A 13,068-nucleotide genomic window follows, 5' to 3' on the forward strand; every position below is an offset into this window, starting at 1 on the left:
CTGGATTATACCCGTCAGGCAACAAACCTTGGAGTCAAAATCTTATGAGGACGGTTGCGCCACAGATCAAATCCATCCAGCAGCCAATTCAATTCCTGAACCGTCAGCACAATGGCTTCGTCGACATCATCTGGCGAGATTTTGAAACGCTCGGACTCGAGACGCTTGAGCCAAAGGCAGAAGCCGTTACGCTCCCAATACAAAATCTTCACTCGATTCCGGGATTTGTTGAGAAAGACAAAGAGCACCGGATCAAAGACCGCCACTTTAATATCCAACTCGACCAAAGCAGCTAAGCCATCGATGGATTTTCTGAAATCCACGGGTTTGGGATAGAGGTAGACTTTCTCGACTTTGGCGTCGGGTCGCATCATGGTGCTGGCTCCTGAAAGAAAACGGGAGCACAGCATCAGGCGTCAGCCAGTGGCTTGAAATGTGGGGTTCGTGGATCGGATACATTCAATTCCTGAACCGTCAGCACAATGGCTTCGTCGACATCATCTGGCGAGATTTTGAAACGCTCGGACTCGAGACGCTTGAGCCAAAGGCAGAAGCCGTTACGCTCCCAATACAAAATCTTCACTCGATTCCGGGATTTGTTGAGAAAGACAAAGAGCACCGGATCAAAGACCGCCACTTTAATATCCAACTCGACCAAAGCAGCTAAGCCATCGATGGATTTTCTGAAATCCACGGGTTTGGGATAGAGGTAGACTTTCTCGACTTTGGCGTCGGGTCGCATCATGGTGCTGGCTCCTGAAAGAAAACGGGAGCACAGCATCAGGCGTCAGCCAGTGGCTTGAAATGTGGGGTTCGTGGATCGGATACCCTCGACTGCGCCCCAGAGCATGGTCTAGCGGTTCTTCAGGTCACCCTTTTTCCCGGCGCCTGAAGAGGCTCGGGTTGCACGTACCGCCGTGTAGTCGATCATCCAGGTGTCCAGATCGATCAGTCCTTCCTGGTTGAGTCGAATGTGCAAGCGCTCCAGTATCCGGTCGAACGTACCGTCATCGCGCCAGTCGCGAAAACGCTGATACACCGTCGACCAAGGCCCAAAGCGTTCCGGCAGATCACGCTAGGCAGCACCCGAGCACAAAATCCAAAGGACTCCGTGGAGTATCAAACGATCATCACTACGTGGGCGACCCATTTTCTGCTCGGGAGAAACCAGATCCTTGATCAATTCCCACGATGAGTCGGAGAGTTCGTAACGCTTTGCCATGCGGGCCTCCAGCCAATCATGGCGGCAATTCTACCCCAGCCGACTTTTCGTACAAAACCTAGGCGATTCAGCGAAAGCCGGGGATCACCGGGCCTACTCAAAAGCCGAGTTACAATCAGCGGCCCACTTTTGAAAACCGCTGAGCTCCATATGCAAATTTCGATATTAATCTCTATGAAATTTAAAATTATTTGCTCAATTTTTTTTCATAATTACACGTATTTTGTTTCTAGCAGCGAAGGCGTTTAGTAGCGCTATTTCTGAAGTTTCACCCTCAGCCAAAAGAATTCCGATGCTGGCTCGTTGGTCGTCAATTGTATTGATTTTTTTACCACAGTAAGCGGTTGGATAGAACTTAGGTCTTCCAGGATGAGCATTCAATCGTTCAACTCCTTCAATATGAGAAAATTCGCCAGCCTCTGTGGCATAAACAATCAACTGACCAATACCCTTATTGCTTTCAAGCGGAGCATCCAAAAGATTGGGCCTTCTATTTAGCGCCATTTCAATCCAAGCTTCATATATATTTATACTAAAGGACTGGCAAAGCGCCTCTCCGATTTGTACGCCTCCCAGGCGAGGATTAATTTCAATTACTTCAAATCCGTTAGAAGTAATCATAAATTCAGTATGCGCAAAACCATTGTCATATCCAATGCAGTGTAAAATACGCTTAATCCACGCATCAAGTGCCTCGTTCACTGAGTCACTTATAGTGACAGGTGATGAAAAAGCCTCTTCCCGAAAATAGGGCTCTTGAGAGAGCACCCTGCTAGTTAAGGCAATTACACGTGTTTCACCTTTCCAACTTATTGTTTCTAGACTATAAAGCGTACCTGAAAAAAATGGCTCAATAACGATTTTTCCGCGAATAGTTTCTTGATCAGCCTTAACAAGAGTTTTAAGTAACTCTTCTTCACTATAGGCAACCCATACATTCTGGCTACCAGTTCCAGCAGAGTCTTTAATAATACATGGAAAACTAAAATTTTCTGCTAACGAGTTTTTATCGAAATTTTTAGGATCAGCCAATATACTTCTTACAGAAGATAAACCTGCCTCGAATAGTCGATTGCGAAGCTGAAACTTATCACGAGCTATGCGGATAGCATCTGGATTTTGAGCATGTAAATTTAGAATCCCACTCACGTCAAGGCAGTGCAGGCTCCATGTGTCTGTTGAGCTTAGAAGCGCTACCGCATCACCTTCGCCTCTAATCAACTGTACAACCCTATTATTATCGAATGTGTCTATTTCTACAACCTTGACGAGCCGTTCGTCAAGAGAAGACAACTCATAGCTGTATACTGTTTTATCACGAGTTAAAAGAGTTAGCGAACAGCCATATTTTTTTGAGGCCTCCGCCAAACGACCGAGACCGAAAGTTAATGCTTCAAGTGCTATAATATTCATTGTCACCTCTTCAATTAATATGTTGAGCTATAAACGTTGAGAGAAAGGCCTTTTGTATATCCGTCACGAATATATAATGGAAGCCCTTCACTGCTTGAGATAAGTGTTAAAATGCAGGTTTTATCCATTTGCGCGAAAGAAGTAATGGTCACTAACAAATTTGAAGCCATTCCTCGCCTTCTAAAAGCCGGATGCGTTTGAACATCATCAACAACCCAAAAACGTCCGACACGAATAGCTCTGGCAGAGGAAGTCATAATGTCTCGGTCGCGTGTATAAAAGTCAAAAACATCCGGATCAACAATATGCTCAGGCTTGATAAAACTCGACCCTTTTTGAGAGTTATACCAGTCCGCCTCCTCTTTGCTCGATACTCTTTTGACACTAAAATTAGGCGAATGAACATTGTCGGGAATCGGCTTATACATATGGGTCTCCCGTACAACTAGTTTGTAGCCATTAAGCAGTAACTGTTTATGGGTTTCAATATCGATATCAAAAACGCTTAAGAAGTGATATTTTTTCTTGTGAAACTGAATTATTGAATCGATACAGTTAAGTGTACCCCAGCAAAATGTCTCTCTGTTACGAGCATTTTTACCTATAGAATACTCAAAGAAGCAATGAGATATTCCTCTCGCATGTTCGACGGAAACTCCCGATCCGCCTCTTGATTTAGCCCAGCCCGTGATAAGACCGTGCATGATATTATCAAGGTCAGTGTTGAGATTACAAAGCTCAGATATCATGATCAAGTACTTGGCGGATAAATTCAGCGTATGCATGCTCAACTAGCGTGTCGGCGCCGGATATATATCGGCTGATTTTAATCGCAGGGCAAGTATTTATCTCAATAATAAATGGTACGTTTGAAGTATCCATAGCGATGTCTACACCGCAAAAAAGCGACTTTGCTGCAACAGAGCTTTTTTCTGCCATGCTAACAAGCTCTTGAGGTAAAGCATTAATAGCGAATGTCTTTCCTGTACCGTCCTTCATCAGATTAGTAATCCAACTTCCGTTCGCGCCACGACGTGAATATGCATATACAGCAACGTGGTTAACAACGACCACTCTAAAGTCTTCGTTGTTTTTCTTTTGAATATAGGGCTGAATATAATAATCTTTTATATTTGCTGCCTGTTCTCGAAACCAAATAATAAAATCATCATAAGAGTCAATTTTAAATAGTCCTCTCCCGCAAGCTCCGTTGACAGGCTTAGCTACTAAAGGAAAGCCAACACAAGAAAGTGCCTCTGCAGAAGGCGCTTCAAGAAACTTATAATATGGCAAGTGTCGTACATCCGGAGAGCTGTTAAGCATAGCCGAAGACAAATCTTTATTTTGGCCGCAAAAGAGGGTTTCCGCATCGTTCAGTATAGTAACCCCCATCATTTTCCATAATTTCATTAACTTCATTGCTGGAATTAAATCCTCTTCATATGCATAGCCAACAACCAAATCAGGCTTCAGAGGACTATCGCGAAATACAAAGGAAGATCCGTGCACTCCGTTTTCTATGCAAATTTCACACGGCTTCGCTGTAATACCTTTGATACCCCATTTCGAAAGAATTTCAAATACCGCATCGTATTCGATCTCGTCTTCATAGTCAGACAAAAACAAAACTGTTTTCATAATTAAATTTCTCCTTGAATGAAATTCCGAGTCCAAGCTTTTGAAAAAATAAACGCTAGGGCTACACAAGACGTTATAATTGGAATTAACATTGCAGCATCTCCCCCGAATTTAACAACAACTACACCCAAGCCAATATTTGAAAAAATGACACCTATATCTGCTGACGCCGCGACAACAGATGAAGATGTCCCTACCAGTGCCTGATCTATGTTACAGACAACATATGACATGACTGCCGGATAGATAAGCCCAAGCGCCGCGCCGCAACATATCGCTCCAATGTATACAAAGCCACTTCCAACCATAAAGTAATTTGAAAGTGTCCCACATATAGCAGAAACTACGCAAGCCGCTAGGATCCTAGTAGGAAAGCGGCTATCTTTGGGCAATTTTTTATTAAGAAAAAGTCTAGGTAGCATCATGGAGACGGTAAAGACAAGAAAGTACCACGAGGGGTCGCTCATTCCTTTTTTGGTTAGAAAGAATGGCAAAAACGTAACAGTGGTTCCGCTAATTATATATACTAGCCCCAATATTATAAGCGCAGTCCTAACATTTGAATCTGTAACAATCTGCAATACTCCCTTTGTAGATGAAGAAGTTTTATCTGGGATACCAGAATAAGTTTGTCGCGCATCTAAAACGAATGTTAGAAATAAACATATTAAAAATAGCATTAAAGCGGCTAGCGCAACGCTACCGCCTCCCCAAGTTTGAGTTATCTTAAGAGCTATAAATGGCGCAAGACAAGTAGGAAGAACATTGAAGAACGTAATCATTGACACGTTTTTTGATTTCTCAGCGGCATTATCACTAAACGCAATTGAATAATACATAAGAAGTGTAGACAACACCCCCAATAGAGCTCCCTGTGCCAGTCTCCCCAGGATAACTGATGGAACCCAGTTAAGATTTATTAGGAGCAGAGAACTACAATACAAAATTGTAGTTATGAACATCGCCCATCTAGTTTTAATACGGTCAGCGACTACTCCTGAAACGAGTCTCATTATAAGAGTCAGGACAGTCGCACCTCCTACCACTAAACCGGCTATGCCATTTTCTACTCCCATTTCTTCAAGCTTGAAAGGATAGCTATAGAAAATCATAAAGTTTACAAATGACAAAATAAAGCTCGTAGAGAAAACAATATAATTTTTCATTTTTTCAATTTCGACCTTCCAACATATTGAAATGGGTAATAGTAGTTTCTGGAACTTCTAGAATACCAATCAGGTCGTCTCTATAGTTACTCTTTATGTGAGGGGACTCAATTGGGGTCGCCATATTGTCAATGAGTAGCTGTAACTTGTTAAGTTCAAGTCCAGTATCTACTCCATGTTCATTAAGCCAATCATCATTGTAAAGAGTATCTAAATATCTTTCCCCGCTATCCCCTAGAATGGCCACAATAGGCTTTTGATTTCCTAAATGTAAAGACAAATTAAGCGCAGCCAAAAGAACTGCTCCGGAGGAGACACCTACCAATATTCCCTCATGCCGGCAAAGAAGTCGAGCAGCTATATAAGCTGACTCGTCTTTTGCCCGATAAAAGTAATCGATCTTTGTAGTATCATTTATATTCCTAGGTGTCCATCCAAGTCCGACGCCTGGAATTTTGTAAGCATGAGAGGGCCCTCCAAATACTGCTGAGCCGTAAGCGTCTACACAGGTAACTTTGACATCAGGAAGGTGATCTTTGAAGTATTCTGAGACTCCTCCAATTTGGCCGCCTGTACTTACAGCGCAAACCACACCTGCAATATTTCCTGAGGTTTGTTCATGGATCTCTTTTGCAGTCGAGTTATAATGTGCTAGGGAGCTAAGGACGTTAAAGCATTGATCTGGTCGATAGCTTCCTGGAATTTTTTTAGCTAAGTCATTAGCTAGCTTAATACGAGTTTTATGATAAGAGCCGGTATCATCCTTTTCAGTCACGGTAATAACTTCAGCCCCATATGCTTTCATGAGAGCTTTATTGGTTTCCGTGGCTTTAGGGTCAACGAGCGCAATGACTTTATATCCACTTACAGCACCGATCATAGCAAGGCTGATTGCGAAGTTCCCCGAGGACGACTCAATTATTGTACCGCCTGGCTTGAGTTGCCCCTTTTTCTCAGCTTCCCGAATAATATAAGCTGCGGCTCTATCCTTGATGCTTCCACCAGGATTGTATTTCTCTAACTTAACAATGACGTTAGTACTTATTTCCTTATTGATCCTTGCAAGATCAATAAGCGGAGTTTTAGAAATTCCATCAATTACGTTTTTCTTTGCAAACGACATAATTTACCTCATGATTTCCATATGCTACGGTTTTTGTGTGGTTTTATTTAGCCGAGTGACTCCGCTCATCAAATTGATATTTATGAGTAGAATGAGCAATTATAATGACGCGACTATCATTTGATTTTTTCAATTGGCTAGTCATAACTTTAATAAAGTTGAGTCAACTCAATATTGACACTTGCAAACTTCTCATAAAACTCGTGACGAGTAGTTTTAGGTGGAAGCAATTCTCCTGAATCGACAGTTCTCAATATTTCTTGATATGCGAAAGGGAGTCCGGTTTTCCAGTCATATACCTTTACCGCTCTCCGAGCGGTATGACATTTCATAGCTTGGTATTTTGGAAAAACCTGATATGAGAGCGAAGTTATAGCGATGGTGCCCATCCATAATTACGCCACTTTCTTTATCAAATATAATTGGAACATGCCAAAATCCATGTTTATTTATTTCTTCCGTGAGGCATTTAAGATCACTCTCATCAACATGCTCATGTGGCTTTAAGAGGCAGATATCAACCAGCTTTACATTACTTATTATCATTCCATGACCTCCTTCCATAAGCTTTACTACGCCGATTCCTATATAAGCATTTCTGAATCGTAAGAAATTCTTGGGCGCATATTATTTAATGCACTGAGATAGATAAGCTAATGCATAAACCAATTATCTATAGACTTTAAACCAAATATCGAAATATATTCTCGAACCGAGGCTGAAAGAAGTGACGCTTATTTCGTCGTAGTGAGGTAGATACGCTGTATAATACTTATACTTGAGAGCCGGTGTAAGCATTTCTCAACTTCCTTTTTAAGTACTGGTTTTATGTGTATCGCTATTTCACAAGTTCAAATTTCTATAACTTGAGCACTTATAAAAATAACTTCAATAGACCGCTTACTTACTACTAACGCTTCCGCTAATAGCTTTTAAGGGAGAGATGTAAAAAAAGGGGGGGGATGAAGCGAAATAATAAATATTATCACTATAAACTTTATAACATCGAACGGCGTATATTGAGCGGCGTTACCAGTCAAAACCTTGAACTGTAGCTTCGCAATGTGGAAGCTAGAACTATATATGATGAGTAAAATCCATTTTATTTGTAGCACGATCCATATCCTTATAGACTGTTTTTTTCAAAAAATGTAACAACCCATTAAACCAGTGCTAAAATTAATCTCCAAAAATTTCTTTGTCAAGTGAATATCAACCTAGGTTTTGTACGAAAAGTATTGCCGCATACAACGTAGGCTGCAGGCCAGCGTGACCATGGCTGCGTAGCTCTTGGCCAGCTTGTCGTAGCGAGTGCCGATTCGGCGGTTCTCTTTTAGCCAGCCAAACATCCGCTCAATGATGTTGCGCTGCCGATACTTTGGACGATCAAAAAGTCGGGGCAAGCCAGGCCGGGGTTACGTGGCATGGCGCGTAGCGGGATCACAGGCTGTATTCGGTAACGGTCGCAGTAGTAACGCAGGTGTTCTGCGTCATAGCCTTTGTCAGCCAGTAACCATCTACTGCGTTTTCGTGGTCGCCCCGGCCTACCGGGAATGCGCACCTTATCCAGCAACGGCTGGGCGTGGGCGATATCGCTGGCTTGTCCCGGTGAAAGCATGAAGCGCAATGGCACGCCATTAGCGTCGCAAACCATATGAATCTTGGTCGTCAGGCCGCCTCGACTGCGCCCCAGAGCATGGTCTAGCGGTTCTTCAGGTCACCCTTTTTCCCGGCGCCTGAAGAGGCTCGGGTTGCACGTACCGCCGTGGAGTCGATCATCCAGGTGTCCAGATCGATCAGTCCTTCCTGGTTGAGTCGAATGTGCAAGCGCTCCAGTATCCGGTCGAACGTACCGTCATCGCGCCAGTCGCGAAAACGCTGATACACCGTCGACCAAGGCCCAAAGCGTTCCGGCAGATCACGCTAGGCAGCACCCGAGCACAAAATCCAAAGGACTCCGTGGAGTATCAAACGATCATCACTACGTGGGCGACCCATTTTCTGCTCGGGAGAAACCAGATCCTTGATCAATTCCCACGATGAGTCGGAGAGTTCGTAACGCTTTGCCATGCGGGCCTCCAGCCAATCATGGCGGCAATTCTACCCCAGCCGACTTTTCGTACAAAACCTAGGCCTGCAGATCCCCTCACTGTTCAGCTCAAACAGCCGTCCCGTTTCGTTACCGCACTTTGGGCTAGCGTGCCCCGTGCTCTGGCCTTCGCCTGCACGGAAGTGCTGGCAATCTGAGGATGAGGTACCGCCGTCTCCCCAGTTGGCGGCGAAGGCATGGTTGAACTGACTGTTACCTGCCGAGCAGACCTGTGAAGCAATGTCTGACTCAGCGGGTGAACTCACAGGAGAATAGCCTGAACCTATTCGACCTCCCGCAAGAAATTGCCATTGATGTCAAAGTCCGCTATCCGGGTATTTTTAACAGTACCTCCAAAGGCGTTTTTACCTCTAAACGTGCAGTAGACACGGATAAATTTTCCTTTATCTACGTAGCGGGTATCCACGTGGTCATAGCTGTCGGGATCGTTCATAGCCTGTTTGATCAGCCTCTCAAATGTTCGGTGCGAACCATCCCATTGGCTGAACTGACTTTCGATCTGTTTGGTGCGTGAAGCACGCGCCGCTGCGGCCTGTTGGTCGGCCTCGATTTTCGCCTGACGTGACGCTTCAGCTTTCTTGAAGCGTTCAAGACTTTGCTGGTAGGCCTTATTGGCGGGTTCAAGCTGAAGCAGTGAGGTGTAGAGTGAAATCGCTTTGGTGTAATCGGCGGCGTCCAAAGTTTTGAGATCGTTAAGTAGCCCTGCAATCTTTCCCTTACGCTCTTGCTCACGCTTAGCCATAGCGATCTCACCAGCGAGCGTCGCCAGCTTCTGCTGCAGTGCCAAGTACTCTGGGTCCGTGATAACCGAGGCATATCTGGCGTTGATGGTGGTTGCTTTGTTGACGTCTCTCGAGTCTAGCGCCATAGCAATTTCTCGCAATATCGAAGACTTGTTGGTTGCGTAGAACTGCCGGGTGCTCTCGATCTTTGCGTGAGCAGCTGCTGCGCTGACCTCGCGTTCAAGTTGACCCGTACGATCCTGTTCTGCTTTGGCTGCAGCGACGCGCTGAGCCTCTATATGCGAGGTGTGAACGTTCAGCGCATACGTAGACGCAGTCAGCCCTATGAGGACGATCAGCACCCGTAAGTGAAGTGGATCCCCGGCTTTGAGGGCGACCAGCAAGCGGTCGTAGACTGGGGGGCTGATCAAAATGGCAAGACATATCAGCATCAAACCGGAGATCCAGCTTGCCGCAAAAACGCTCACTCCTAACGCAGTTACTACACCTGTAACAACCCACCACCGTGGGTTTATTCCGTACGGGACCCCGCTGAGCATAATAGATAACACCACTTACTCCTTGTTATTCAGCGTAGCAATACCGCAGTTAAGCTCGTAACCTTTCCCTGTTCCCCATAAGGTCCTATCTAGGTACACGCTATAGCCGTGAAAAGACTGCTTGAAAGGCTTGCCCTGAGCTATTTTGTGTTCAAAACCGGAAGCCGGATTCCCCGTGACGTTGGTTATCATCTGCGTGCAGAGGCTTGCCAAAAGCATGGCGTCTTGGGCTCCACGTGAGGAAACATTGACGTTAAGCATCAACTTTACACGGGTGACTTCGCTTGCATTCCCTCTGCCATACAAAGCGATGTTGTTAGGTAATGCTTGGTTTCCCAATTCCTTGTAAGGTGTAGCGCAAGAAAAAATGCCATCGTAAAGCTCAATGTAGCCGCTTTTGTTTGGCTGAAAACCGTCAATATCGGCAAGCGCGCTGCAGGCCGATAGAGGAGAAAAAGCTTCTCCACCGGCTGCATTAGAAGGTGAGGTCTCTCCTATAATTCCGACTGCCAATACAACAACCGCTAAGCGGGTCAATACCTCTTTCTGCGGCTTGAATTTTGGAGTTCCGGATAGAAATGCAAATGGATCCTCGGGCTCCTCAATCAAGGCGATAGCTTCGGTGAGGTTGTAGGTCTCAGGCATGCTCTGATACTCGACCAATGTGAGCACTAAGTTGACAGTCAACGTAGAGAAATCCTTGTTCGCACTCGGTGAAGCCTTTAAAGACTCTCTGATTCTGGGGCTCAGCTCAGGAACGACTCGATGGGAGATGAAAGTATGAAGCGCCTCTTGCCAAGCTTCGTCATTTTTAACCCCAAAGCCTTTGTCGATAACAAGGCTCGAGCTTTTTGATTTCAACTCTGGGAAATGCGCTTGCACTGCAGTGAACGTGGCACGTGCAAACTCGGCATACGCAGCGTGACGAACACGCCGGTGATAGAGCCCTCGATAAAAAAGAAAGGAAAATCCAGACCACGTAATACAGATGGCTGCCATTAAAGCGTTCATCAAATGTCCTCAATCCTTAGAAAAAGCCTGATGGCTCGCGGGTGGCAAGATGCCATTATTCTACAAAAATCAATCAGGAGAGCCCGAAAAATTCGGAGAAAATCGTACGGGAAGCATTGCTAACAGGAGACAAACTCTCGCGCCGCCTGGACGGGTTCATTCCGAGACAAGGCAAAAAATAGGATATTCGCTCTTTAAGCTCATGATTTAAAACAGTATTAGATCAGCGTTAATTTTCGCGTCATGCGATTCCTGGCTAGCCGTGTATGCTGATGCTTTGCCTTGCTTGAGGATGGGGTCAATGGCCTCGTTAGAAAGAATAGCCTACACGATATCGCTCAGTCAGTTGCCAGCCAAAGAGCTTCATCGATGAATCAGTCCAAGGCAGTGGATTCACTGATAGACCCCGTACTCGATACGCTCCAGGTAGTCTTCGACTGTCTGAAACCCGATGGGATTGTCGATGACGTCCAGCGGCACGTCGCCGTCCAGGTATTTGCAAGGGCGCCCGAGCCACTCTTCTGCGAGCTTCTGATTACCGAACACATGGGTGGCGTGTTCCAGAACCTTTGCGTACTGGAACGCCACAGCGCTTTGTTGTGAGTTGAGGTGTGCAGGCTGCTTGCTGCTGCCCTGCCGCTGGATTGTCCTTACGGACTTGCCCACGATGCGGCTCATGATTTTATTCGTCGAATAAAGATCAGAGATCGAAAGCATGTCTTGTACGTCTTTCAGTTCAAAGCCTTTAACGGTCAGCTTGTAGACCATGACCTGACTGAGCTGACCTGCATCGGTCCTGAGCAGATATTCCGTTGGCCTGCGGGCGGGCGCTGCGGGCTCGACGTTACGTGTGGTGGCGGAAACCATCATGTGTTCCTCCATGTGCGACATTTGACGCAAGTATAGCGCCGTTTGACGCATGTGACGTGAGGCGTTGAGGCGCTGGGGTTGAGCGCCTCATTCTGGAGAGGTCGATACAGGGCGTGAACTCGTTATCTGTATGCAATAGTGTCCATGCCGTGAAAAGTAGTGTTTCGCTGCTCGTGCCTCAGTACGGACCCCCCGTAGGCCTAACCACAATCTCACTGACATTCACCCCATCGGGCTGCCCAATCGCATACACCAGCGCCCGCGCAATCGCATCCGCCCCCCAGCGCCACTTTTCGAAACCCTTTCATTGCTTCACGCGCCGTTTCGTCTGAAATCGAGTTGGCCAGTTCTGACTCGACCACGCCGGGACAGACGACGGTTACGCGGATTTTGCCGGTTTCTTGCCGCAGTCCGTCGGAGATGGCTCTGACGGCGAATTTGGTTGCGCAGTACACCGCGCCAGTCTGGCTGCCCGCCTTCAAAAGACGTGAGCCGGGTACGCCAGATCGTCTGATGCAAACTGCCTGACATTACTGTCTGGGGGCAGTCAGTCGCGCATATTGATCCTGACTGATCCATCCCGTGAACGAGCGGTTGTCAGCGTTGATGAACTCGACCTGGGCCGCGCCATCCTTGAAGGCCAGTACCCCGACAACATCACCTTTGACGATGTAGGGGCCGCGAGTGGCTTTGGCATTTGCAGTTTTCTGCAGCCATGCCTTGTCAGCGTTGACCTTCACCAGGCTTATCCACTGCTTGCTGGCTGTTCGGGTCAGGTCCAGACCGGTTGCGATTTCCGGCATCAACACGTTCAGGCAGCCTGAGTTATTCTGGCCTTCTTTGATGGTCAGCGTGACGCCGTCAGCCGAGGGCTTTAGTGTTCCCGGATAGGCTCCGTCGGACCAGGAAGCCACCGCGACATCTTTCCCGGCCTCGATAGTGCCTTTTAAATAGAAAGCGCACCTGAAGGGCGGGTCTTCGCCGCGTTCTTCCTCGTAGTAGCCCTCGACTTGATGATCGGGCGTTACCGCCAGCATCAATTGCTCGTACTTGCCGGAACGCAGGGTCGTGCTGTCCGCGAAGGCGGATGTGCCGATCAGTAACGAGAGGGTTCCCGCGACGAGCCAGCGGGAAATAGAAGGGTTGTGCGTCATTTTTTCAGTCCGTTGTCAGTAAAGTGACCCATTGCGCTCAACCGGCTTTACGCGATGTATCAAAATCAAGCGTTGCGCA

12 protein-coding genes and 3 pseudogenes are annotated in these 13,068 nt (G+C 46.4%); all 15 read right to left on the bottom strand.

The window, feature by feature from the left end; all coding sequences use genetic code 11:
• Positions 1-14 precede the first annotated feature (14 nt).
• The 15 genes and pseudogenes from tnpB (PSPTO_RS01035) to PSPTO_RS01105 all read right to left on the bottom strand — a co-directional run bounded on the left by tnpB (PSPTO_RS01035) (position 15) and on the right by PSPTO_RS01105 (position 12,989).
• Positions 15-374 (bottom strand): IS66 family insertion sequence element accessory protein TnpB, encoded by a 360-nt coding sequence (tnpB, locus tag PSPTO_RS01035; protein ID WP_003409203.1) that lies wholly within the window; start codon positions 372-374, stop codon positions 15-17.
• Between the two features lie 35 nt (positions 375-409).
• Complete coding sequence (gene tnpB, locus PSPTO_RS01040; protein ID WP_226992676.1) at positions 410-745, bottom strand: IS66 family insertion sequence element accessory protein TnpB; 336 nt, start codon at positions 743-745, stop codon at positions 410-412.
• 82 nt (positions 746-827) lie between these two features.
• Positions 828-1,222: pseudogene (locus PSPTO_RS01045) on the bottom strand (IS5 family transposase); the annotation flags it as partial.
• Between the two features lie 195 nt (positions 1,223-1,417).
• A complete protein-coding gene (locus PSPTO_RS01050; RefSeq protein WP_005768549.1) occupies positions 1,418-2,635 on the bottom strand; it encodes an ATP-grasp domain-containing protein in 1,218 nt (405 codons plus the stop codon).
• A gap of 14 nt (positions 2,636-2,649) precedes the next feature.
• The gene (locus PSPTO_RS01055; protein ID WP_147463982.1) at positions 2,650-3,384 is read right to left on the bottom strand and encodes a GNAT family N-acetyltransferase; all 735 of its coding nucleotides are present in this window, start codon (positions 3,382-3,384) and stop codon (positions 2,650-2,652) included.
• A complete protein-coding gene (locus PSPTO_RS01060) occupies positions 3,374-4,273 on the bottom strand; it encodes an ATP-grasp domain-containing protein (RefSeq protein ID WP_005768548.1) in 900 nt (299 codons plus the stop codon). The genes PSPTO_RS01055 and PSPTO_RS01060 overlap by 11 nt, the downstream gene beginning before the upstream one ends.
• Before the next feature lie 2 nt (positions 4,274-4,275).
• Positions 4,276-5,439 carry an MFS transporter gene (locus PSPTO_RS01065; protein ID WP_005768545.1) on the bottom strand — a complete coding sequence of 388 codons (1,164 nt, stop codon included), beginning with the start codon at positions 5,437-5,439 and terminating at the stop codon, positions 4,276-4,278.
• Positions 5,440-5,443: 4 nt separating this feature from the next.
• Positions 5,444-6,562, bottom strand: a complete 1,119-nt coding sequence (locus PSPTO_RS01070) for a cysteine synthase family protein (protein WP_005768541.1) — start codon at positions 6,560-6,562, stop codon at positions 5,444-5,446.
• 291 nt (positions 6,563-6,853) lie between these two features.
• Positions 6,854-7,108: a ParB N-terminal domain-containing protein gene (locus tag PSPTO_RS01075; RefSeq protein WP_146230918.1), complete on the bottom strand. Its 255-nt coding sequence runs from the start codon at positions 7,106-7,108 to the stop codon at positions 6,854-6,856.
• A gap of 671 nt (positions 7,109-7,779) precedes the next feature.
• Positions 7,780-8,632 (bottom strand): annotated as a pseudogene (locus PSPTO_RS01080) (IS5 family transposase).
• Positions 8,633-8,934: 302 nt separating this feature from the next.
• Positions 8,935-9,966 carry a hypothetical protein gene (locus tag PSPTO_RS01085; protein WP_122295160.1) on the bottom strand — a complete coding sequence of 344 codons (1,032 nt, stop codon included), beginning with the start codon at positions 9,964-9,966 and terminating at the stop codon, positions 8,935-8,937.
• 3 nt (positions 9,967-9,969) lie between these two features.
• A complete protein-coding gene (locus PSPTO_RS01090) occupies positions 9,970-10,965 on the bottom strand; it encodes a hypothetical protein (RefSeq protein ID WP_005768535.1) in 996 nt (331 codons plus the stop codon).
• A gap of 393 nt (positions 10,966-11,358) precedes the next feature.
• Positions 11,359-11,835 (bottom strand): antitoxin Xre/MbcA/ParS toxin-binding domain-containing protein, encoded by a 477-nt coding sequence (locus tag PSPTO_RS01095; RefSeq protein ID WP_005768531.1) that lies wholly within the window; start codon positions 11,833-11,835, stop codon positions 11,359-11,361.
• Positions 11,836-12,013: 178 nt separating this feature from the next.
• Positions 12,014-12,293 (bottom strand): annotated as a pseudogene (locus tag PSPTO_RS01100) (SDR family oxidoreductase); the annotation flags it as partial.
• Between the two features lie 72 nt (positions 12,294-12,365).
• A complete protein-coding gene (locus PSPTO_RS01105) occupies positions 12,366-12,989 on the bottom strand; it encodes a hypothetical protein (protein WP_005768530.1) in 624 nt (207 codons plus the stop codon).
• Positions 12,990-13,068: the final 79 nt, after the last annotated feature.

The organism is Pseudomonas syringae pv. tomato str. DC3000 (assembly GCF_000007805.1).
GTDB classification, from domain to species: domain Bacteria; phylum Pseudomonadota; class Gammaproteobacteria; order Pseudomonadales; family Pseudomonadaceae; genus Aquipseudomonas; species Aquipseudomonas avellanae.

What these genes read in the sequence shown, in the direction of transcription:
- tnpB (WP_003409203.1), bottom strand. Translation starts at nt 374, where the DNA reads ATGATGCGACCCGACGCCAAAGTCGAGAAAGTCTACCTCTATCCCAAA.
- tnpB (WP_226992676.1), bottom strand. Translation starts at nt 745, where the DNA reads ATGATGCGACCCGACGCCAAAGTCGAGAAAGTCTACCTCTATCCCAAA.
- PSPTO_RS01050 (WP_005768549.1), bottom strand. Translation starts at nt 2,635, where the DNA reads ATGAATATTATAGCACTTGAAGCATTAACTTTCGGTCTCGGTCGTTTG.
- PSPTO_RS01055 (WP_147463982.1), bottom strand. Translation starts at nt 3,384, where the DNA reads ATGATATCTGAGCTTTGTAATCTCAACACTGACCTTGATAATATCATG.
- PSPTO_RS01060 (WP_005768548.1), bottom strand. Translation starts at nt 4,273, where the DNA reads ATGAAAACAGTTTTGTTTTTGTCTGACTATGAAGACGAGATCGAATAC.
- PSPTO_RS01065 (WP_005768545.1), bottom strand. Translation starts at nt 5,439, where the DNA reads ATGAAAAATTATATTGTTTTCTCTACGAGCTTTATTTTGTCATTTGTA.
- PSPTO_RS01070 (WP_005768541.1), bottom strand. Translation starts at nt 6,562, where the DNA reads ATGTCGTTTGCAAAGAAAAACGTAATTGATGGAATTTCTAAAACTCCG.
- PSPTO_RS01075 (WP_146230918.1), bottom strand. Translation starts at nt 7,108, where the DNA reads ATGATAATAAGTAATGTAAAGCTGGTTGATATCTGCCTCTTAAAGCCA.
- PSPTO_RS01090 (WP_005768535.1), bottom strand. Translation starts at nt 10,965, where the DNA reads ATGAACGCTTTAATGGCAGCCATCTGTATTACGTGGTCTGGATTTTCC.
- PSPTO_RS01095 (WP_005768531.1), bottom strand. Translation starts at nt 11,835, where the DNA reads ATGATGGTTTCCGCCACCACACGTAACGTCGAGCCCGCAGCGCCCGCC.
- PSPTO_RS01105 (WP_005768530.1), bottom strand. Translation starts at nt 12,989, where the DNA reads ATGACGCACAACCCTTCTATTTCCCGCTGGCTCGTCGCGGGAACCCTC.